Source organism: Ideonella flava (assembly GCF_051857595.1).
Lineage (GTDB): Bacteria > Pseudomonadota > Gammaproteobacteria > Burkholderiales > Burkholderiaceae_C > Ideonella.
The window spans coordinates 138,810-160,218 of sequence record NZ_JBPZHD010000017.1 but is presented as its reverse complement, the minus strand read 5'-3'; the positions used below and the strand labels follow the sequence as shown (position 1 = coordinate 160,218).

Below are 21,409 nucleotides of genomic sequence, written 5' to 3'. Positions count from 1 at the left end.
GGAACCCCCGATGGCCAACTTCAGCTTCTCGCCCACGAGCCGCTACTACGACACGCCGGTCAAGACTTTCGAGGCGGCCGACGGCTCCCAGCTGGTCTACCTGGCGCGTCGCTTCGTGCCGGCCAGCAGCCGCTTCGCGACGCTGACGACGCACGTCGTGCAGGCCGGCGAGCGCATCGACCTCGTCGCCGCCGCCACGCTCGGCGACCCGCTGGCCTTCTGGCGCCTGTGCGACGCGAACGACGCGATGCGCCCCGACGAGCTCACCGCCGAGCCCGGCCGGCGCCTCAGCATCCCGCTGCCCGAGGGCATCCCGGGCGCGCCGCAGGCTTGAGCCATCACAGGACGCACGACCATGCTGCAAGGCATCCACCTCAGCCTGATGATCGGACCGCTGCTGCCGGTGCCGGCGCCCAAGGCCGTGGTCGACGCCGTGCAATCGGTGCAGGTCACCAGCGGCAAGGACAAGAGCGGCTTCCAGATCACCTTCGCCGTCGGCAAGCAGTCGCCGCTGCTGAACACCTTGCTGCCGGCCGCGTACTTCGACCCGATGACCACCCGCGTGATCATCGCCGTCACGCTGGGCGGGCGGCCGCACGTGCTGATGGACGGCATCGTCACCCGCCAGGAGCTCACCCCCAGCAGCGAGCCCGGCCAGTCCACCCTCACCGTCACCGGCGAGGACCTGGGCGTGCTGATGGACGTGGTCGAGATGCCCTTCATGCGCTACCCCGGGATGCCGGTGATCGCGCGGGTCTACGCCATCCTCGCCAAGTACGCGGCCTTCGGCATCGTGCCGCTGGCCGTGCCGCCGTTCATCGACGACGTGCCCATGCCCTCGCACGAGATACCGGCGCAACAGGGCACCGACCTGCAATACCTGAAGCTGCTCGCCGACCGCTGCGGCTACGTCTTCTACGTCGAGCCGGGCCCGCTGCCCGGCCAGAGCCTGGCCTACTGGGGGCCGGACATCCGCATCCCCGTGCCGCAGAAGGCTCTGGGCGTGAACATGGATGCGCACACCAACGTCGAGTCGCTGCACTTCAGCCTCGACGGCCTGGCCAAGAAGGTGGTGGTGGTGACGATGTTCGACCCGGTGAAGAACCGCGTGCCCATCGTCGTGCCGGTGCCCAACATCAACCTGTTCAAGCCGCCGCTCGGCCTGCGCCCCACGCCGCCGGCCAAGGTCGAGTTCCCCGACTACATGAGCGCCGAAGAGATGCCCAGCGTGCTCAACCGGGTGCTGGGCATCCTGGCGCGCTCGTCGGATGCGATCAGCGTGAGCGGCTCGCTGGACGTGCTGCGCTACGGCGGCGTGCTGCGCAACCGCATGCTGGTCGGCGTGCGCGGCGGCGGCCTGGCCTACGACGGCCTGTACTACGTCAACAGCGTGACCCACTCGCTCAAGCGCGGCGAGTTCAAGCAGAACTTCGAGCTCAGCCGCGACGGGCTCATCTCCAACACGCCGAGGTTAGTGGTATGAGCCATGCACGGCCGCCCGAAGGGGCTCATTCCCGCCAGGCGGGACCGGCCGCAGGCCGAAGGGTGCACACATGAGCGAATCGTCGCCGCAGCGCAAGTTCTGGGGCAAGTACCGCGGGGTGGTGACGCTCAACGTCGACCCGGAGCTGCGGGGCCGCATCATCTGCATCGTGCCCGACGTGCTCGGGCCGGTGCCCTCCAGCTGGTGCGAGGCCTGCACGCCGCTGGGCGGCCCGCCGGGGCCGCCGATGGGCGTCTACATGGTGCCGCCCATCGGCGCCGGCGTGTGGGTCGAGTTCGAGAACGGCGATCCCGACCGCCCGATCTGGACGGGCTGCCGCGTGGCGAGCGGCGACGTGCCGCCGCTGGCCCTGGCCGGCAACCCGGCCGACCCGAACATCTGCATCCAGTCGCTGCTGCAGCACATGCTGCTGATCAGCGACATGCCGCCCTCGCCGGTAAGCGGCGGCATCATCCTCAAGAGCACGACGGGGGCGATGATCGTCGTCAACGACTCGGGCATCTACATCAGCAACGGCAAGGGCGCCACGATGACGATGGTCGGGCCGACCATCGACTTCAATCTCGGCGCCCTCACGGTGACCTAGGAGCCGCCATGCCCGGCTTCCTGCTGCACACCGGCGCGGTCATGAACTGCACCCACGGCATCCCGGCGCAGATCCCGCCGGTGCAGCCGCGCGTGCTGGTCGGCGGCCAGCCGGTGGCGACGATGGCCAGCCTCATCACCGTGGCCGGCTGCCCCTTCACCGTGCCGGGCCCCAAACCCCAGCCCTGCCTCACGGTCAAGTGGCTGATGCCCGCCGCGCGCGTGCTGGTGATGGGCCAGCCGGCACTGGTGCAGCCCGCGCCCGGGCCGGGCCAGGGCCTGTGCCTGAGCCCCGAGCAGGCGCCCAACGGCCCGCCGCTGGTGGTCTTCATGCAGCCCCGCGTGTTCGCCACTTAGGAGCCGACGATGGACATCGACTTTCCGTTGCACTACGACGCCCGAGGCCGAACGGCCGAAGCGTCCATCGACGAGCACGTGCGCGACCTGATCGAGCAGCTCATCTTCACGAACCACGGCGAGCGCGTGAACCGGCCGGACTTCGGCAGCGGCGTGATGCAGCTGGTGTTCGCGCCCAACAGCCCGGAGCTGGCGGCCACGGTGCAGTTCACGCTGCAGGCCGCCCTGCAGCTGTGGCTCGGCGACGTGATCGATGTCAGCGACCTGAGCGTGACCGCCGACGACGCTCGGCTGGTGATCGACCTGGCCTACGTCATCAGGGCCACCGGCCAGGCGACGACGGCCCGCTTCGAGCGCGGCCTGTGAAGCCGGAAGGAACTCGCATGGACACCACCTGCTCAACCGACCTGCGCCGCCAAGTGGTGCGCCAGACGGCGGGCCGCAACGGGCTGGACTACGTCGAGATCGGCGACGACCCGCTGACGCTGCGCGCCTACTTCCTCGGCAAGCTGCCGCCCGAGCTGAGCGCCGATTCGCCCGACCTGCCGCGCCACCTGGCGATCGACGGGGGCGACGTGATCCGCGACCTGCGCATCGTCGACGTCGACCCTCTCGTCGATCCCGACCCCACGCATGACGACGCGCTGTTGATCCGCGTGGACCGAGAAGGCGACCGCTCGCGCTACACGCTGCGGCTGGTCGACATCGAAGGCATAGACCCGCACTACGCCAGCGCCGGATTCAGCTTCCGCATCGACTGCGCGAGCGACCTCGACTGCCGCCCGGCCTGCGACTGCGCCTCGCCCGCTGCCGACGAGCCGCGGCCGAACTACCTCGCCAAGGACTACGAGACCCTGCGCCAGCTGCTGCTGGATCGCCTGGCCCTGCTGGTGCCCGCCTGGCGCGAGCGCCACGTGCCGGACCTCGGCCTCACCCTCGTCGAGCTGCTCGCCTATGTCGGCGACTACCTCAGCTACCAGCAGGACGCGGTGGGCACCGAGGCCTACCTCGGCACGGCCCGCCAGCGCATCTCGGTGCGGCGCCACGCGAGGCTGGTGGACTACCGGCTGCACGAAGGCTGCAATGCCCGCGCCTGGGTACAGGTCGGCGTCGACGTGGACACGCCGCCGCTGGCCTTCGGGCAGCTGGCCTTCGTCACACCCTGGCGCGAAGACCTGGGCGAGCGCCCGCGCCTCGTGCGGCCCGAAGACCTGGCCGGTGTCGCGCCCTCGTCGTACGAATGGTTCGAGCCCTGCGTAGCCGATGCTTCGCAGACGATCGTGTTCCGCGCCGCGCACCACCGCATCGGCTTCTACACCTGGGGCCAGCGCTCGTGCTGCCTCGCTGCAGGATCGACAGGCGCGACCTTGCGCGACGCCTGGCGGGCCGACGGCTCGCGCACGCTGCAGCTCGCGGTGGGTGACGTGCTGGTGCTGGCCGAGCTGCGCGGCCCGCGCACCGGGCTGCCCGCCGATGCCGACCCCACGCGGCGCTGGGCCGTGCGCCTGACCGAGGTCACGCCGGACGAGGATCCGCTGTTCCCGCTGGCCGTGGGCGGCGGCGAGTTCCCCGGGACGCGGCCCACGCCCCTCGTGCGCGTCCGCTGGGGTCGTGAGGACGCATTGCCCTTCGCGCTGTGCCTGTCGGCCATCGGCAGTGCGCCCGAGTGCGCCTGGCTCGACGACGTGTCGATGGCCTTGGGGAACATCGTGCTCGTCGACCACGGCCGCCGCCAGCCCGGCGAGACGCTGGGCCCGGTGCCGTGGACGACCGGCGAAGCCTGCTGCGATTGCGTAGGCGAGCCGTCGGAGGTCAAGCCACGCCCGCTGCCCTTCCGCCCCCGCCTGGCCGGCCTGCCGCTGACCCATGCCGAGACGCCGCCCGCGAGGACCCTCGCGGCTGCGCGGTCCCTCTCGCAGGACCCGCGCAACGCCCTGCCCGCGCTGTGGCTCGGCGAGGCCGAAGGCGGTGCACGCTGGAGCGCCGCACCCGACCTGCTGGACAGCGGCCCGGACGACCGCCACGTCGTCGCCGAGATCGACAACGAAGGCGTGGCCCGCCTGCGCTTCGGCGACGGCGAACTCGGCCGCCGGCCGCCGCCCGGCGGTCTGCTGCAGGCGCACTACCGCACCGGCAACGGCACGGCCGGCAACGTGGGCGCCAATGCCATCACGTTCATCGTCGTCAAAGGCCAGGTGCTCGACGGCGTCACCTTCACGCCCTGGAATCCGCTGCCCGCGCAAGGCGGCACCGATGCCGAGCCCATCGAGCAGGCGCGCGAGCTCGCGCCCACGGCTTTCCGCCGGACCCTTGCGCGGGCCATCACCGCCGCCGACTATGCGGACATCGCTCGCCAGGATGCGCGGCTGCAGGGCGCGCAGGCCGCGCTGGTCTGGACGGGCAGCTGGTACGAGGCCGACGTCGCGCTCGACCCTTGGCAGCGCCATGCCGAAGACCCCTCGCTAGCCCCCGACGTGCAGGCGGCCCTGTACCGCGTCCGCCGCATGGGCCACGACCTGCGTATTCGGCCGGCGAGGCGCGTGCCGGTCTTCCTCTCGCTGCAGGCCTGCGCCAAGCCGGGCTACGAACGCGGCCATCTCAAGGCCGCGTTGTTGGCGCGCTTCGTCGGCCAGTCCGGCGGCTTCTTCGCCGCGGACCGGCAAGCCTTCGGACAGGCGATCCACCTGTCGCGCATCGTGGCCGAGGCGATGGCCGTGCCCGGCGTGCTGTGCGTGCGCGTGCTGGCCTTGCATCGTCACGGCCAGCCGCCCAACGGCGAGATCGCGAGCGGTCTGCTGGCCCTGGCGCCCGACGAGATCGCCGAACTGGCCAACGACCCGAACCACCCCGAGCGCGGCGCGATCGCGATCAGCGTCGAAGGAGGCCTGTGATGAACTCCTGCTCGCACTGCGGCGCCACCGCCCTGCCCTGCGGCTGCTGCGCCGGAACCGAAGCACTGACGCCCGCGACCATCCACAACCGCCCCGGCCTGCCCGAACTGGCCTGGCGCGTCGGCACGCACGCCCGCTTCTTCGAGACGATGAAGGCGAGGCTGGCCACGATGGAGGTCGACGGCGTGGCGGGCGACGGGCAGACGCCGCAGACCTTCCGCCCGCTGCAGGCCCTGGCCACGCGTGACCGCAGCGACTTCTCCATCGCCCTGCTCGACGGCTGGGCCTCGGTGGCCGACCTGCTGAGCTTCTACCAGGAGCGCATCGCCAACGAGGGCTACCTGCGCACCGCCACCGAACGGCGCTCGGTGCTGGAGCTCGCCCGCCTGGTGGGCTACACCCTGCGCCCCGGCGTGGCTTCCAGCGTCTACCTCGCCTACACGCTGGACGACAACCAGATCGAGCCGACCGTCATCGCCACCGGCGCGCGTGCGCAAAGCCTGCCCGGCCCGGGCGAGACGCCGCAAGCCTTCGAGACCAGCGAAGACCTCGAGGCCCGGCGCGAGTGGAACAACCTGCAGGTGCGGCTGACGCGGCCGCAGGACATCACCCTGAGCACCGCGCTGCTGGTGGACCGCGTGGTGGTCAGCGACAGCGTCAACGGCCTGCGCGCGGGCGACCCCCTGATGCTGCTGTTCGCCGAGGACGGCAGCCTGGCCGTGCTGCGCAGCGTGCGCTCCACCGAAGGGCCGGACGTCGCGGGGCGCTCCATCGTGCGCCTCGACCCGGTACCCGACGAGCTCGCGCTGACCATCGGCCTGCTGGTGGCGCTGGTGCAGGCGATGGAGCCCTTCCTCGAAGGCGCGGACTTCTACACCGCCCAGGCCATCGCCATGGCCGGCGAGGTGCTGCGCGAAGCCCCGGTGGACCCCGGCAGCGCCGACCCGCGAGCATGGGCCGGGCGGATCGAGAACGCCGGCACCGATGGCGACGGCGGCGGCGGCATCTCGCCGCCCGTTCTGGCGCTGATCGAACAGATGCGCGGCGCCATCGACGAGCTGCTCGAAGTGCCCGGCTCCGGCCCGCCGCCCCCGCCGCCGGTCACGCCGGACGACTTCGTCGGCAGCCTGCTCAAGCCGCGCGTGCTGCAGGCCGCCAACAGCCTGCGGCTGCGGCGCGACCTGGGCCGCGCGTTCGCGCCCGGCGCCGACACCGCACCCCAGATGCTGCTCGGCTTCGCGCCGCCGCTGCGCGACAGCTACTACCGGGCCTGGTCCGGGGCGCGCGAGAACGTGGCCGCGGCCGCGCTCGTCGGCGTGTTCGTCCTGCGCACGAGCGCAGCGCTGTTCGGTGCTTCCGTGCCGCGGTTGGTGCGCGTGACCGACGGCAACGTGCCGCCGCAGGACGAGTGGACCGAATGGAATCTGGACCGCGAGTCCACCGACGGCATGTTCCTCGACCAGCTGCACAGCGAGATCACCGCTGGCAGCTACGTGCTGGTGCGGCGCATGGACGAAGACGAGCCGGGGCAGCGCCTCTACACCGTGCGGCAGGCCACCACCGCCCAGCGCAGTGCCTACGGCATCAGCGGCAAGACCACGCACCTGCAGCTGGACGACGAGTGGTGGGACGCCCGCGTGCCGCCGCGCGGCGCGAACGAGCCCAACGACATGGCCGTCCTGCGTGCCACCCAGGTCTGGGCCCAGAGCGTGCCGTTGAAGCTGGCCGAAGAATCGATCGAGGACGACGTCGGCAGCCTGCCCGACGATGGCGGCGGCGGCCTGCGCGTGGAGCTGGCCGCGCTGCACCAGGAGCTGGCCTCGGGCCGCTGGGTGATCCTGCAGGGCGAGCGCACCGACATCGAGGGCGTGCAGGGCGTGCAGGCGGCCGAGCTGATGATGGTGGCCAGCCTCGTGCACGGTTTCAACGAGAAGCTCGCCGGCGACCGCATCCACACCACGCTGCAGCTGGCCACGCGCAGCGCCTACCGCTACAAGCGCGCCACGCTCAAGGTCTACGGCAACGTGGTGCATGCCACCCATGGTGAGACACGCCACGAGCTGCTCGGCAGCGGCGACGCCACCCAGGCCCTGCAGACCTTCGCGCTCAAGCAGCCGCCGCTGACTTTCGTCTCCGCGCCCACCGTCGAGGGTGCGGCAAGCACGCTGTCGGTCGAGGTCGACGGCGTGAAATGGCATGAAGCGCCCTCTCTCGCCTGGCTCGGCCCCAAGGACCGCGGCTTCGTCACCCGCACCGACGACGAAGGCACGACGCGCATCGTCTTCGGCGATGGCCAGCACGGCGCCCGTCTGCCCACCGGCGTGCAGAACCTGCGCGCCATCTATCGCAACGGCATAGGCGCGCCGGGCAACGTCAAGGCCCGCCAGATCAGCCTGCTCGCCAGCCGGCCGCTGGGCGTGAAGGAGGTGATCAACCCGCTGCGCGCGTCGGGCGGCGCGAACCGCGAGGACCGTGACCTGGCGCGCGAGAACGCGCCGCTGGCGGTCGCCGCGCTGGACCGCCTGGTCTCGGTGCAGGACCACGCCGATTTCTCGCGCCGCTTCGCCGGCATCGCCAAGGCCTCGGCCCTGCGCACCAGCGACGGCCGGCGCGAGCTGGTGCTGCTGACCATCGCCGGCGTCGACGACGCACCCATTGACCCGGCCGGGGACCTGATGCGCCACCTCACGACCGCCTTGCGCGAGCTCGGCGACCCCGACCTGCCGGTGCGCGTGATGCCGCGCGAGCTGCTGGTGCTGGTGCTGTCGGCGAACGTGGCCATCCTGCCGGACTACGAATGGGAGCCGGTGGCCGCGGCCATCCGCGCTGAGTTGCTGCGGCGCTTCGGCTTCGGTGCGCGGGCCCTCGGCCAGGGCGTCTGCACGGCCGAGGTGATAGGCGCCATCCAGGCCGTTCGCGGCGTGTCCTACGTCGACCTGGAGGCCTTCGGCGCCGTGCCCGAGAAGACCGCGCGGGCCGACGGCAGCCGGGCACTCGTCACCCAGGCCGAGGTGACCCGCGCCGTGCGCTCGCTGCTGGAGGGCGGCGAGGCGGGGCGCCAGGGCCTGCCGGGCACCGGCCTGCCGCCCGACGTGGTCGCCTTCCCCGGCGGCGGCGAGCGCGGCGTGCTGCGGCCTGCCCAGTTGGCGGTCTTCACGCCCGCCGTCCCCGACACCCTCATCCTCAACCCGCTGTCATGAACACCACCGCCGACACCGCCCGCGCCGACCGGCTGTACGCGCTGCTGCCCACCGTGCACCGCACGCGCGATGCCGAGCGCGGCTATCCGCTCAAGGCCCTGCTGCGCGTGATCGCGGAGCAGGTCAACGTCGTCGAGGACGACATCGAGCGGCTCTACGACAACTGGTTCATCGAGACGGCCGACGACTGGGCCGTGCCCTACCTCGGCGAGCTCATCGGCTGGCAGCCGGTGGCCGAAGCCGGCCTGCCGGCGGACGCCCCGGCCTGCGAGCAGGCGCGGGTGCTGGTGCCTCGGCGTGAGGTGGCCCACACCATCGCCCACCGCCGCGCCCGCGGCACGCTGGCCCTGCTGGAGCGCCTGGCGCGGGACGTGGCCGGCTGGCCGGCGCGGGCAGTGGAGTTCTACGCCCTGCTCGGCCGCCACCAGCACCTCGACCACCTCTACCCCGATCGCCATCGCGTGGCCGACCTGCGCGACGCCGATGCGCTGGACCGCCTGGGCGGCCCCTTCGACACACTGGCGCACGCGGTGGACGTGCGGCGCATCGATTCGCACCGCGCCGTCGGACGTTTCAACATCCCCTCGGTGGGCGTGTTCGCCTGGCGACTGCTGAGCCTGCCGGTCACCGACACGCCGGCCTGCTGCATCGAGGAGGTGGGGCCCCACTGCTTCACCTTCAGTGTGCTGGGGCAGGACGCGCCGCTGTTCGTGGCGCCGCAACCCGAGGCCGACCCCAGCCACGTCGCCGAGGAGCTGAACGTCCCCGCGGCCATCCGCCGACATGCCTTCGATGCCGATCCGGGTGCCTACTACGGCGAGGGCCTGAGCCTGGCGATCCGCGCCGACGGCTGGGCCGGCGCGCCGGCCGGCGCGATCGTGCCGCTGGCGCAGATCGTCCCGGCCGACCTGAGCGGCTGGACCTACGAGCCGCTGCCCGGCCAGGTCGCGGTGGACCCGGTGCTCGGCCGCATCGCCTTCCCGCCCGGCCAGTTGCCGCGCAAGGGCGTGCGGGTGAGCTACCGCTACGGCACGCCCGCCTGCATCGGCGGCGGCGAATACGAACGCCCGCTGCTCACGCCGGCCGGGCCGTTCACGCTCTACCGCGTCGGCGAGGGCGAGGGCTACGAGTTCCACCGCATCGGCGATGCGCTGGCGCGCTGGCGCGAGGAGCAGCCGGAGGACGCGGTCATCGAGCTTGGGCACAGCGGCGTGTTCGTCGAGCCGCTGTCCATCACGCTGGCCGATGGCCAGTCGCTGCAGCTGCGCGCGGCCCAACGCACCCGGCCGGTGCTGCGCCTGATCGACTGGCAGACCGACCTGCCCGACTCGCTCTCGGTCACGCTGGGCGAGCGCAGCCGCATCAGCTTCGACGGCCTGCTGGTGACCGGCCGGCCGTTGCGGGTGCAGGGCCGTGGCGAGGGCGGTGCGCAGGTCCAGGAGATCTGCGGAGCGCAGGTCGCCATCCGCCACTGCACCCTGGTGCCCGGCTGGGCCCTGGCCGGCGATTGCACGCCGCGCCGCCCCGCCGAGCCCAGCCTGGAGATCGACCACCTCAGGGCCGAGGTGCGCATCTCGCACAGCATCGTGGGCAGCCTCCGCGTGACCGAGGACGAGGTGGGCGCGGACCCGATTCCCCTGTCGATCCGCGACAGCATCGTCGATGCCACCGCCGACCAGCGCCAGGCCATCGCCGGTGCGGGCGACGGCATTGCGCACGCGACGCTGACGCTGCGCAACACCACCGTCTTCGGCATCGTCGACGCGCATGCCATCGCTCTGGCCGAGAACAGCCTGTTCACCGGCTGCGTCAACGTGGCGCGGCGCCAGCTCGGGTGCATGCGCTTCTGCTACGTGCCCTGCGGCTGCCGCACGCCGCGGCGCTACCGCTGCCAGCCCGACGAGGCCATCGCCGCGCTCAAGCGCCGGCAGCCGCCGGGGGATCGTCTGCTCGAGGCCATCGCCAGCGAGCAGCTGCGCCTGAGGCCGCAGTTCACCGACGAGCGCTACGGCCGCCCGGCCTATGCCCAACTCGGGCAAGACGGCGCACCGGAGATTGCGTGCGGTGCGGACGACGAATCCGAGATGGGCGCCTGGCACGACCTGTTCCAGCCCCAGCGCGCGGCCAACCTGCGCGCGCGCCTCGCCCAATCCACGCCGGCCGGCATGCACGTCGGCCTGCTGTTCGCGAATTGACTTGTCACGCAAGGGAGACCCGGCCATGAAAGGCGACTTCACCCGCTTCGGCATCGATGCCCGCAAGCACTACAGCCAGGTGCTGCACCAGCAAGGCCGCGTCACCCTGGATGCCGACAGCAACGAGGCCTCGGCCCTGCTGCTGCGCCATCTGCGGGCGCTGACGCGCGACCTCTTCGGACCCGCCGGCGGCCCGCCCGACGGCGGCTTCTCGCTCAGCCTGGACACCGGCGCCAGCCCGACCGCGCTGCTGGTGGGCCCCGGCCACTACTACGTCGACGGCATCCTGTGCGAGAACGAGGACTGGGTCGACTACGCCCAGCAGCCGGACTGGACGCCCGCGCCGCCTGTGAACAACGAGGGCGGCGACGCCCTGCTGGCCTGGCTGCGCCAGCCCTCGCCCGACCAGCCGTTCTGGCTCTACCTCGACGTGTGGGAGCGCCACGTGAGCTGGATCGAGGACGACGCCATCCGCGAAGTGGCACTGGGCGGGCCGGACACCTGCACCCGCGCGCAGGTCGTGTGGCAGGTCAAGGCGCTGCCGTGGGACCGGGAGGCCTGGGGCGACCCGAACGACAACCGCGACACCTGCGGCACGCCGATGGATTCGCTGCCCCGCCTGGGCACGGCCCGCCTGGCCGCGCAACTCGACCCGCGCGCGGCCTACAGCGACCCCTGCATCGTCTCGCCTGGCGCGGCCTACCGGGGTGCCGAGAACCACCTGTACCGGGTCGAGGTGCACCGCGGCGGCGCGGCCGGAGCGCCCGGCGGCGCGAGCTTCAAGTGGTCGCGCGAGAACGGCAGCGTGGCCACGCGCTGGCTCGGCACGGATTCGCAGGGCGACGCCGTCGCGCTGACGGTCGCCAGCAGCCGCGGCTTCGGCGCGGGCGACTGGGTCGAGCTCTCGCACGACGCGCTGGAGCTGTCCAACGAACCGGGGACACTGGTGCGCATCGCCACGGTCGAAGGCGATCACCTCGTCGTCGACATGGCGAGCGTGCCGGGCGGCGTGCTGCCGGCCTGGTCCGAGACCCTCGTCCATCCCCGGCTGCGGCGCTGGGACCAGCGCAGCAGCGACCTGGTGGCGCTCGACGAAGGTGCCGTGCCGGTCGTCGAATCCGCCGGCAGCCCCCTGACGTGGCTGGACCTGGAGGACGGCCTCCAGGTCGCCTTCGAGGCCGGCGGCCGCTACCGCAGCGGCGACTACTGGCTGATCCCGGCGCGCGTGGCGACGCAGGGCATCGAATGGCCGCCGCGCGGCACCGACGGGGCGTTCCAGCCGCCGCTGGGCATCCTGCACGCCTATGCGCCGCTGGGCCTGCTGGGCGTGAATGCCGACGGCGCGCCGGCCCTGAGCCGGGCCTGCCGGCGCTGCCTGAGCCTGGCCCAGGTGGACTGTGTGCTGCCCGAGCCGCCCGCGCGCGATCGTGTGGCCCTGCGGCCGGGCGCGCGGCGCGTGGCGGCAGCGCCCCGCCAGGCGGTGGCCGCCGCCGGAGCGACCCGGCACGCCAAGCGTCGGCCCAAGGAGCGTTGAGGCGGGCGGCTCGAACTTCTCTCCTCCCCCTAGCCCCCGGGCAGGCCCTTGATTGACAAGGCGGCCGGTTGGCGCATCATGCAGCGGCCCCTGGGGCGAAGCATGTCGAGACTGCGCAGGACGCTCGTACTATCCGCCGCGCTGCTGCCTTCGTTGGCCGCCCTGCCCGTGCGAGCCCAGCGCACCTGGCGCATCGTGATCATCCCCAAGCTGGTCGGCATCGCCTACTACGACGCCGTCAAGACCGGCATCGACGCGGCGGCCAAGGAGCTGCCGGATGTCGCCGTCACCTGGACCGGCCCCGCGCAGGACCAGGTCGAGCGGCAGATCGAGCTCATCGAACGGCTCATCCCCACCAGGCCCGACCTCATCGCCGTGGCCGCCAACGACCCGGTCGAGATCGCGCCGGTGATCGAGAAGGCGCAGAAGGCCGGCATCCACGTCATCAGCTGGGACGGCGACACCAACCGCCGCGAGTTCTTCGTCAACCTGGTCGATTTCGAGGCCTTCGGCAGCCAGCTCGTCGAGGCCGTGGCGAAGGAGATCGGCCCCAAGGGCGACATCGCGATCGTCACCACCAGCTTCACCGCGCCCAACCAGACCAGCTGGATAGACGCCATGAAGCGCACGATCTACGCGAAGTATCCCGGCCTTCGCATCGTCGACGTGCGCCCGGCCGGCGAAAGCACCGAGGAGGCCCATCGCATCGCCCAGGACTACCTCGCCTCGCTGCCCAGCCTCAAGGCCATCGTCGCCCTCGGCGCGCCCAACCTGCCGGGCGTGGCGCGGGCGGTGCGGGACGCCGGCCGGGTCGGCAAGATCGCGGTGGTCGGCAACTCCACGCCCAACCAGATGCGCGAGTTCCTGAAGGACGGCACCGTCAGGAGCGTGCTGCTGTGGAACGCGCCTGACCACGGCTACCTCACCGTCTACAGCGCGCGCCAGCTGCTGCTGGGCGGCATGAAGGCCGGCCAGCCGTTCAAGGCCGGCACGCTCGGCAGCTTCACGCCGCGCCAGGACGCGACCAGCCTGCAGGTGACCCTGCCGGTGCTGGTCTTCACGAAGGACAACGTCGACCAGTTCAGGTTCTGACGTGAAGATCGCGACACGCCTGAACCTGTTGTCGCTGGCCGTCATCCTCGTCATGACTGCAGCGGTGCTGGGGGCCACGCTGTTCTTCATCGAGGCCTCGGAGCGCCGGTCCTACGAGCGCGCGATGCAGCTGGAGCTGCAGACGGCCACGCAGGCCATCCGCCAGCAGCTCAACCGCTCGGGCGTGGTCGCCGCCAGCAAGGAGGCCGCGGCGCAGCTGGAGCGGCTGCGCCAGCACGAAGGCTTCGCTTCGGCCAGCCTGTTCATCGTCGAGAAGAACGACAACCGCATCGTCTACCACCCGCGCTACGCGATGGGCGACCGGGTCGGATATGACTTCGTCGACGAGATGATCCGCCGCGGGACGGGTTCGCTGGAGTACGACTACCGCGGCGATCCGCGCATGTCCGTCTTCCACACCCTGCGACCCATCGACTGGCTGGTGGGCGTGGCGGTGTCGCGCAACGAGATCCATTCCGCCATGTTCAGGCTCATGCGGTCCATAGGCGGGATCACCTTCGCGGCGCTGTGCCTGAACGCGATCGCCGTCAGCCTGTTCGGCCGCTGGCTGACGCGGCGCCTGGAGGTCGCCCAGCGCTGCGTGAACCGCATCGAGCAGGGCGAGATCGGCGTGCGCATGCCCGCCATCGAGGCGAACGACGAGATCGGCCGGCTGCAGCACGGCATCAATGTCATGGGCGAACGCATAGAGCAGCGCACGCGCGAGCAGCACGAGGCCCGGCAGGCGCTGCAGGCCAGCGAGGCCGGGCTGCGCCGGCTGGTCGAATCCAGCATCATCGGCGTGTTCTTCTGGGACCTGTCGGGCGAGATCCAGCAGGCCAACGAGGCCTTCCTGGAGATCGTCGGCTACAACCGAGAGGACTTCGACGCCGGCCAGGTCAACTGGGCGCGCCTGACGCCGCCGGAGGACGCTCAGGCCGACCGCATCGCGCGCGAGCAGCTCGAGCTCAGCGGCCGTTGCCAGACCTACGAGAAGCACTACATCCGCAAGGACGGCAGCCTGGTGCCGGTGCTCATAGGCGCGGCCTTCCTCGCCGATTCGCGCAACCGCGGCGTCGCCTTCGTCGTCGACATCACCGAGCGCAAGCAGGCCGAGGCGGACCGGCAGGCGCGCCACGAGGCCGAGGTGTCCAACCGGGCCAAGAGCGACTTCCTCGCCAACATGAGCCACGAGATCCGCACGCCGATGAATGCCATCCTCGGCATGTCGCACCTGGCGCTGCAGAGCGGCCTGAGCCCGCAGCAGTTCAACTATGTGCAGAAGGTCCACCGCTCGGCCGAATCGCTGCTGGGCATCATCAACGACATCCTCGATTTCTCGAAGATCGAGGCAGGACACCTCGACATGGAAAACGTGCCTTTCGACCTAGCCGACGTGCTGGACGACCTGGCCACCCAGATCGGCATGAAAGCCGAGGACAAGGGGCTGGAGCTGGTCTTCGAGCTCGCGGCAAACCTGCCCACGGCGCTCGTGGGCGACCCGATGCGCCTCGGCCAGGTGCTGCTCAACCTCGGCAACAACGCGGTGAAGTTCACCGACCACGGCGAGATCGTGGTCGCGGTGGAGGAAGTGCAGCGCAACCCCGACGACGTGCTGCTGAGCTTCGAGGTGAGCGACAGCGGCATCGGCATCTCGCCCGAGCAGCAGCAGCGCCTGTTCCAGCCCTTCTCGCAGGCCGACTCCTCGACCAGCCGGCGCTACGGCGGCACCGGCCTGGGCCTGGCCATCAGCAGCCACCTGGTGCACATGATGGGCGGCGAGATCGAGCTGGACAGCGAGCCGGGCCGCGGCAGCCGCTTCCGCTTCACTGCCCGCCTGGGGCTGCGGCCACAGGCGTCGCCGGCGATGCCGCCCGAGCGTGTCGAGGACCTGCGCGGCATGCGGGTGCTGATCGCCGACGACAACGACGTCGCCCGCGAGCTGCTGGTGCGCATGACCAGCGCCATGGGCCTGCGCCCGGTGGCGGTGCCCAACGGCGACGCGGCATTGCAGGCGATCGCCCAGGCCGATGCCCAGGACCGGCCGTTCCAGCTGCTGCTGCTGGACTGGAAGATGCCGGTCCTGGATGGGGTCGGCTGCCTGGCGAGGTTGTCGCATGTGGAGCTTCATCACCCGCTGCCGGCCGTGCTGATGCTGACCGCTTTCAGCCGCGACGAGGTGGCGCGCCGCCTGACCGCCGAGCACCTCAGCGCCGCCGCCACGCTGACCAAGCCGGTGACGCCGTCGACGCTGCTCGACAGCTTCCTCGGCGCGCTGCAACTGCCGGGCCGGCTGTCCCCGCGTGCCGAACGCCACGAGGAGTCGCTCAACGCCCACCGCCGCAGCCTGGCCGGGGCGCGCGTCCTGCTCGTCGAGGACAACCCGATCAACCAGGAACTGGCCAGCGACCTGCTGGGCGACGCGGGCATCGTGCTGACCACCGCCGACAACGGCCGGCAGGCCCTCGACCTGCTGGAGCACGACACCTTCGACCTGGTGCTGATGGACTGCCAGATGCCGGTGATGGATGGCTATGCGGCCACGCGGGCGCTGCGCCAGCTGCCCCACGGCCGCGACCTGCCGGTGATCGCGATGACCGCCAACGCCATGGTGGGCGACCGCGAGAAGGTCATCGAAGCCGGCATGAACGACCACATCGCCAAGCCCATCCGCGTGGACGAGCTGTTCGCTACTCTGGCCCGCTGGATCCGCAAGGCGCCGGTCACGCCGGCGGCGCTGTCGCGATGAGGCTGGTCGACCGCACGGGCCGGGGACCGACAATCGGGGGATGACCGCATCTCCTGCCGGCGCGCCCCTGACCGGCCCCGCTTTCTCGACCCTCCCCCTCGCCGACCACGTCCTGGCCAACCTCCAGCGCCTGGGCTACGAGCACATGACCCCCATCCAGGCGGCCAGCCTGCCGCTGGCGCTGGCCGGCAAGGACCTGATCGCCCAGGCCAAGACCGGCAGCGGCAAGACCGCCGCCTTCACGCTGCCGCTGCTGGCGAACCTCAACCCGCGGCGCTTCGCGGTGCAGGCGCTGGTGCTGTGCCCCACGCGCGAGTTGGCCGAGCAGGTCTCGCAGGAGATCCGCCGCCTCGCCAGCGCCGAGGACAACATCAAGGTGCTCACGCTGTGCGGCGGCGCCACCATGCGCCCGCAGCTCGCCAGCCTGGCCCATGGCGCCCACGTGGTGGTCGGCACGCCGGGTCGCATCCTCGACCACCTGACGCGCGAATCGCTCGCGCTGGACGCCCTCAACACCTTCGTTCTCGATGAAGCCGATCGCATGCTGGACATGGGCTTCGCCGACGACATCGCCGCCATCGCGCAGCACTGCCCGCCGCCGACGCAACGCCAGACCCTGCTGTTCTCCGCCACCTACCCCGACGACGTGGCCAAGCTCGCGGCGCGCTACCTGCGCGACCCGCAGGAGGTGAAGCTGGCCGAGCGCCACGACGCCCGCCAGATCGAGCAACGCTTCTACCAGGTGCAGGAAGACGAACGCCTGCACGCGGTGGGCCTGCTGCTGAACCACTTCCGCCCGGAAAGCACGCTGGCCTTCTGCAACACCAAGCAGCAGTGCCGGGACCTGGTGGCGGTGCTGCAGGCCGAGGGCATCGTGGCGCTGGAGCTGCACGGCGACCTCGACCAGCGTGACCGCGACCAGGTGCTGGTGCAGTTCGCCAACCGCAGCTGCAGCGTGCTGGTGGCCACCGACGTGGCCGCGCGCGGCCTCGACATCGCGCGCCTCGAAGCCGTGATCAACGTCGACATCACGCCCGAAGCGCAGGTGCACACCCACCGTGTGGGCCGCACCGGGCGTGCCGGCGAATCCGGCCAGGCCTTCAGCCTGGCCAGCATGGACGAGATGGGTCGCGTCGGCCGCATCGACGAGATGCAGGGCCGCGAAAGCGTCTGGCATCCGCTGGCCGAGCTGAAGGCCGCCGCCTCCAAGGACGACGCCTCGCGCGGGCCCTTGCGCCCGCCCATGGTCACGCTGCAGATCCTCGGCGGCCGCAAGGAAAAGATCCGCAAGGGCGACGTCCTTGGCGCGCTCACCAAGGACCTCGGCCTGGATGCTGCCTGCATAGGCAAGATCGACGTCAACGACTTCGCGACCTACGTGGCCGTGCGGCCGGACGTGGCCGAGAAGGCCTTGCGCGGGCTGAACGCCGGCAAGGTGAAGGGGCGCTCGGTGAAGGTGCGCCGCCTGTGAAGCTGCCGGCTGCCAGTTCACCGTTCGCCGAGCTCGGCCTGTCCGCGGCCCTGGTGCGCGCGGCATCGCAGCGCGGGTATGTCGCGCCGACGCCCATCCAGTCCGCGGCCATCCCGCTCGCACTGGAGGGCCGCGACATCGTCGGCTGCGCCCAGACCGGCTCCGGCAAGACGGCCGCCTTCGCGTTGCCCTTGCTGCAGGCCCTCGACACCTGGCGCCCTGCGTGGCGCCGCACCTACGCGCTGGTGCTCGTGCCCACGCGCGAGCTCGCCGCGCAGGTCGGCGAGACGATCCGCGCCCTGGCCGTCCACCTGGCCGATCCGGTGAAGGTGGCCGTCGTCTTCGGTGGCGTCTCGGTGAACCCGCAGATGATGGGCTTGCGCGGCGGGGCCGAGGTGGTCGTGGCCACGCCGGGGCGCCTGCTCGACCTGGTCGAGCGAAACGCGGTCAAGCTGGACGACGTCAACCTGCTGGTGCTCGACGAGGCGGACCGCCTGCTGGACGAAGGCTTTGCCGAGGAGCTCGCCCGCCTCACGGCGTTGCTGCCCCCACGCCGGCAGAGCCTGTTCTTCTCGGCCACCTTCCCGCCGGCGGTGCAGCAGCTGGCGGACGGCCTGCTGCACGATCCCGTCCGCGTGGAGATGCCCGCCACGCCCGGCGACGAGCCGCCCGCCATCGAGCAACACGCGGTGGAGGTGGACACGGCGCAGCGCACGCCGTTGTTGAGGCACATGATCGAGCAGGGCCAGTGGCCGCGCGTGCTGGTGTTCGTGGCGACGCGCTACGCCAGCGAGCACGTGGCCGACAAGCTGCGCCGCGCCGGCCTGGCGGCCGCTGCGTTCCATGGCGACCTGAGCCAGGGTGCGCGCACCCGCGTGCTCGCCGAGCTGAACAGCGGCGCCCTGCGCGTCGTGCTGGCCACCGACATGGCCGCCCGCGGCCTGCATATCCCCGGCCTGCCGGTGGTCGTCAACTACGACCTGCCTCGTTCGCCGACCGACTACACCCACCGCATAGGCCGCACCGGCCGCGCCGGCGCCACCGGCCTGGCCGTGAGCTTCGTCACCGCGGCGAGCGAAGCGCACTTCCGGCTGATCGAGAAGCGCCAGGGCCAGCGCGTGCCCCGCGAACGGGTCGCAGGCTTCGAGCCGGGGGAAGCCGCCCTGCCCGCGTCGCCGCCGGAAGGCGGCATCAAGGGCCGTCGCAAGAGCAAGAAGGACAAGCTGCGGGAAGCCGCCGCGGCGGGAAAGGCCTGAGCCCCGGCCGGGGCGGAACAGGATCGGGTCTCGTGCCATCCATGCCTCGACACCATGGCAAGGAGTGCAGACATGAAACCCGTGCTGGCGGCAATGTGGGGCGTGCTGGCGGTGATGGCGACCGCCTGCGGAGGCGATGACGACGATGAGGATCGGCAGGCGCTGATCGCCCAGGGCAAGGACATCTTCCGCTTCGACACCTTCGGCGACGAAGCCAAGTGGACCGACACCTTGAGGATGCACGAGGTCATCGCCACCTCGGTCGACCCGACGACCGCGCTGGCGGTCGGCTTGAAGGTCGATGCGGATGCGCTGCCTCAGTCCCTGAAGGACGGCATAACGGACGGCAGCGTCGACCTCACCAGCCCGGCGACGACCGTCGCGTTGTTGAAGCTGAACGCCATCGTCGGGATGAAGGGCGAGGTCGAGACGGTGAACAACGTCGACCAACTCAAGCGGGTCGGCATCACCTGCGCGCTGTGCCACTCGACGGTCGACAACTCCTTCGCCGCAGGCATGGGCAAGCGGCTGGACGGCTGGCCGAACCGGGACCTGGACCCGGGCGCGATCATCGCCCTGTCGCCCGCACTCACCGACGCCGAGAAGGCCGTCTTCAACTCCTGGGGCAAGGGCAGGTACGACCCCCGGTTCAACGTCGACGGGCTGAGCAAGCCGGTCGTCATCCCGCCCGCCTATGGCCTGGCCGACATCCACAAGATCACCTTCACCGGGGACGGTGACGAGATCGCGTACTGGAACCGCTATGTCGCCGTGACGCAGATGGGCGGGCTGGGGACCTTCTCCGATCAGAGGTTGTCGCTGACCATCACCAACGGAGCCCAGGACCTGGTCAGCAGCAAGCTGCCTGCGCTGCAGGCCTATCAGTTGTCGCTCGCCGCGCCCGCGGCCCCGGCCGGCAGCTTCGACACGGCCGCGGCAGCGCGAGGCAAGCTGCTCTTCGAAGGCCAGGCGCAATGCATGACCTGCCACAGCGGCACGCTCTTCACGGATGCCAACCAGAAGCTGCATCCGCCGTCGGACTCGGTCGCCGAGCCCGAGACGCCGAGCTATGCCGCCCGGTCGGCGACCAAGATGTACCGAACCTCCCCGCTGAAGGGCGCCTGGCAGCACCCGCCGTACCTGCACGACGGTTCGGCAGCGACGCTCGCCGATGTCGTCGAGGTCTACAACACGAGACGCAGCCTGGGCCTGAACGCCGAGGAGGTCGCGGATCTCGAGCAGTACCTGAAGTCGCTCTGAAGGGTCTTTACGCCGCCACGGCTTCGGTCGCTCGCTCCTGGGTGCTGCGATAGGCCCAGAAGCGCGGCAGGGCGAAGCCCGTGGCGATGACCCCGGCGAGGCAGATCGCGCCGCCTGTCCAGATGGCGGCCGACACGCCCCAGGCATCGGCCATGAAGCCGGCGCGCGCGTTGCCGACGAGCGGGCCGGTCAGGTAGCTGATCATCTCGATGCCGGCGAGCCGGCCGCGCAGCGCGTTGGGGATGGTCTGGTTCCAGATCGTGCCGCGGAACACGCCGCTGACCATGTCGGCCGCACCGGCCACGGCCAGGCACGCGAGGCCCAGCGCCAGGCTGGGCGCGAAGCCGAGCGCGACGATGCCGAGCGCCCAGACGGCCGCCGCGATGACGACGGCGCGGCCGTGGCGCGTGACGCGGCCGGTCCATCCACTGAACAGGCCGATGGCCAGGGCCCCGACCGACATCGCCGACAGCAGCCAGCCCACCGACTCGGTGCGCCCATCCGCCGCGGCCATGGCCGGGAACAGGGCCACCGGGAAGGCGAAGGCCATCGCGACGATGTCGACGATGTAGGTGCCCATCAACTCGGGCCGCGCCCAGGCAAAGCGCAAGCCCTCGGCCAGGTCGGCCAGCAGGTGCGGGCGCTCGCCCGATTCAGCCAGCGTTCCGACGGCGGAGCGGGGGATTCGAGCGATGAAGAACAGCGCCGCGGCAAAGGTGCAGAAGTCGAAGACATAGGCACCCACCGCGCCCCAGCGCGCCAGCAGCAGCCCCGCCAGCGCCGGGCCGGCCACCATGCCCACCGTGCCACGCACCGAGGACAGCGCGGCGACGGCGGCGAACTCCTCGGGACGCGCCAGCTTCTGCGTCAGGGCCTCCAGGGCCGGACGGTGGAAGCCGCTGGCCCCCTGCAGCACGGCCACGAGCGCGTAGATCGCCAGCACGCTGGGCGCGGAGCTCAACGCATTGGCCAGCAGGCCGGCCAGGCACAGGGCCATCAGCGCCTCGGACGCGATCAGCAGCCGCTTGCGATCCACCCGATCCGCCACCGCGCCGCCCAGCAGCCCGCAAAGGACCACCGGCACGAGCTGCACCAGCCCCAGCAGGCCCACCTGCGCGTTGGAGTGCGTCAGCTCATAGAGCTGCCAGGGCACGGCCACGTAGCTGACCATGGTGCCCAGGCCCGAGATGAACTGACTCGCGAACAAGCGCCGGAAGGCGGTGTTGTGGCGCAACGGGCCGATGTCCAGGAGCATTCAGGCCTTTCAGAAGAGGACGCGCCTTGAATCGATTCGGGGGCGCTTGTCTCGACAGCC

At 71.3% G+C, this 21,409-nt stretch carries 15 protein-coding genes; 14 read left to right on the top strand and 1 reads right to left on the bottom strand.

What is annotated here, in order from left to right; genetic code table 11:
* The first annotated feature begins 10 nt into the window (after positions 1 to 10).
* From ACS5PM_RS30500 to ACS5PM_RS30435, 14 genes are all read left to right on the top strand, one after another.
* Positions 11 to 334 carry a LysM peptidoglycan-binding domain-containing protein gene (locus ACS5PM_RS30500; protein ID WP_439391808.1) on the top strand — a complete coding sequence of 108 codons (324 nt, stop codon included), beginning with the start codon at positions 11 to 13 and terminating at the stop codon, positions 332 to 334.
* A 21-nt stretch (positions 335 to 355) separates the two neighbouring features.
* On the top strand, positions 356 to 1,483 hold the full coding sequence (locus ACS5PM_RS30495; protein ID WP_439391806.1) for a hypothetical protein: 1,128 nt from the start codon (positions 356 to 358) through the stop codon (positions 1,481 to 1,483).
* A gap of 70 nt (positions 1,484 to 1,553) precedes the next feature.
* Entirely contained in the window at positions 1,554 to 2,090 is a 537-nt protein-coding gene (locus tag ACS5PM_RS30490; RefSeq protein WP_439391805.1) for a phage baseplate assembly protein V, read from the top strand.
* Between the two features lie 8 nt (positions 2,091 to 2,098).
* Positions 2,099 to 2,446, top strand: coding sequence for a hypothetical protein (locus ACS5PM_RS30485; RefSeq protein ID WP_439391804.1), 348 nt, complete (start codon positions 2,099 to 2,101; stop codon positions 2,444 to 2,446).
* 9 nt (positions 2,447 to 2,455) lie between these two features.
* Positions 2,456 to 2,812: a GPW/gp25 family protein gene (locus ACS5PM_RS30480; RefSeq protein ID WP_439391803.1), complete on the top strand. Its 357-nt coding sequence runs from the start codon at positions 2,456 to 2,458 to the stop codon at positions 2,810 to 2,812.
* A gap of 17 nt (positions 2,813 to 2,829) precedes the next feature.
* On the top strand, positions 2,830 to 5,337 hold the full coding sequence (locus ACS5PM_RS30475) for a putative baseplate assembly protein (RefSeq protein WP_439391802.1): 2,508 nt from the start codon (positions 2,830 to 2,832) through the stop codon (positions 5,335 to 5,337).
* A complete protein-coding gene (locus tag ACS5PM_RS30470) occupies positions 5,337 to 8,537 on the top strand; it encodes a putative baseplate assembly protein (RefSeq protein WP_439391800.1) in 3,201 nt (1,066 codons plus the stop codon). Before ACS5PM_RS30475 ends, ACS5PM_RS30470 begins: the two co-directional genes overlap by 1 nt.
* The gene (locus tag ACS5PM_RS30465) at positions 8,534 to 10,732 is read left to right on the top strand and encodes a hypothetical protein (RefSeq protein WP_439391798.1); all 2,199 of its coding nucleotides are present in this window, start codon (positions 8,534 to 8,536) and stop codon (positions 10,730 to 10,732) included. Before ACS5PM_RS30470 ends, ACS5PM_RS30465 begins: the two co-directional genes overlap by 4 nt.
* A 25-nt stretch (positions 10,733 to 10,757) precedes the next feature.
* On the top strand, positions 10,758 to 12,266 hold the full coding sequence (locus ACS5PM_RS30460) for a DUF6519 domain-containing protein (protein WP_439391797.1): 1,509 nt from the start codon (positions 10,758 to 10,760) through the stop codon (positions 12,264 to 12,266).
* Positions 12,267 to 12,368: 102 nt separating this feature from the next.
* Positions 12,369 to 13,358 carry a substrate-binding domain-containing protein gene (locus tag ACS5PM_RS30455; protein ID WP_439391796.1) on the top strand — a complete coding sequence of 330 codons (990 nt, stop codon included), beginning with the start codon at positions 12,369 to 12,371 and terminating at the stop codon, positions 13,356 to 13,358.
* Position 13,359: 1 nt separating this feature from the next.
* Positions 13,360 to 16,107, top strand: a complete 2,748-nt coding sequence (locus ACS5PM_RS30450) for a response regulator (RefSeq protein ID WP_439391794.1) — start codon at positions 13,360 to 13,362, stop codon at positions 16,105 to 16,107.
* Between the two features lie 40 nt (positions 16,108 to 16,147).
* On the top strand, positions 16,148 to 17,578 hold the full coding sequence (dbpA, locus tag ACS5PM_RS30445; RefSeq protein ID WP_439391792.1) for an ATP-dependent RNA helicase DbpA: 1,431 nt from the start codon (positions 16,148 to 16,150) through the stop codon (positions 17,576 to 17,578).
* Positions 17,575 to 18,834 (top strand): DEAD/DEAH box helicase, encoded by a 1,260-nt coding sequence (locus ACS5PM_RS30440; RefSeq protein ID WP_439391791.1) that lies wholly within the window; start codon positions 17,575 to 17,577, stop codon positions 18,832 to 18,834. The genes dbpA and ACS5PM_RS30440 overlap by 4 nt, the downstream gene beginning before the upstream one ends.
* Before the next feature lie 72 nt (positions 18,835 to 18,906).
* Positions 18,907 to 20,094 carry a hypothetical protein gene (locus ACS5PM_RS30435; protein ID WP_439391790.1) on the top strand — a complete coding sequence of 396 codons (1,188 nt, stop codon included), beginning with the start codon at positions 18,907 to 18,909 and terminating at the stop codon, positions 20,092 to 20,094.
* 7 nt (positions 20,095 to 20,101) lie between these two features.
* On the opposite strand, the gene ACS5PM_RS30430 is transcribed toward ACS5PM_RS30435, so the two are convergent.
* On the bottom strand, positions 20,102 to 21,349 hold the full coding sequence (locus ACS5PM_RS30430) for an MFS transporter (RefSeq protein WP_439391789.1): 1,248 nt from the start codon (positions 21,347 to 21,349) through the stop codon (positions 20,102 to 20,104).
* Positions 21,350 to 21,409: the final 60 nt, after the last annotated feature.

Excerpts from the sequence above, each read along its gene's own strand:
- dbpA (WP_439391792.1), top strand. The coding sequence starts at position 16,148 with ATGACCGCATCTCCTGCCGGCGCGCCCCTGACCGGCCCCGCTTTCTCG.
- ACS5PM_RS30475 (WP_439391802.1), top strand. The coding sequence starts at position 2,830 with ATGGACACCACCTGCTCAACCGACCTGCGCCGCCAAGTGGTGCGCCAG.
- ACS5PM_RS30465 (WP_439391798.1), top strand. The coding sequence starts at position 8,534 with ATGAACACCACCGCCGACACCGCCCGCGCCGACCGGCTGTACGCGCTG.
- ACS5PM_RS30470 (WP_439391800.1), top strand. The coding sequence starts at position 5,337 with ATGAACTCCTGCTCGCACTGCGGCGCCACCGCCCTGCCCTGCGGCTGC.
- ACS5PM_RS30455 (WP_439391796.1), top strand. The coding sequence starts at position 12,369 with ATGTCGAGACTGCGCAGGACGCTCGTACTATCCGCCGCGCTGCTGCCT.
- ACS5PM_RS30495 (WP_439391806.1), top strand. The coding sequence starts at position 356 with ATGCTGCAAGGCATCCACCTCAGCCTGATGATCGGACCGCTGCTGCCG.
- ACS5PM_RS30500 (WP_439391808.1), top strand. The coding sequence starts at position 11 with ATGGCCAACTTCAGCTTCTCGCCCACGAGCCGCTACTACGACACGCCG.
- ACS5PM_RS30460 (WP_439391797.1), top strand. The coding sequence starts at position 10,758 with ATGAAAGGCGACTTCACCCGCTTCGGCATCGATGCCCGCAAGCACTAC.
- ACS5PM_RS30480 (WP_439391803.1), top strand. The coding sequence starts at position 2,456 with ATGGACATCGACTTTCCGTTGCACTACGACGCCCGAGGCCGAACGGCC.
- ACS5PM_RS30435 (WP_439391790.1), top strand. The coding sequence starts at position 18,907 with ATGAAACCCGTGCTGGCGGCAATGTGGGGCGTGCTGGCGGTGATGGCG.
- ACS5PM_RS30430 (WP_439391789.1), bottom strand. The coding sequence starts at position 21,349 with ATGCTCCTGGACATCGGCCCGTTGCGCCACAACACCGCCTTCCGGCGC.
- ACS5PM_RS30490 (WP_439391805.1), top strand. The coding sequence starts at position 1,554 with ATGAGCGAATCGTCGCCGCAGCGCAAGTTCTGGGGCAAGTACCGCGGG.
- ACS5PM_RS30485 (WP_439391804.1), top strand. The coding sequence starts at position 2,099 with ATGCCCGGCTTCCTGCTGCACACCGGCGCGGTCATGAACTGCACCCAC.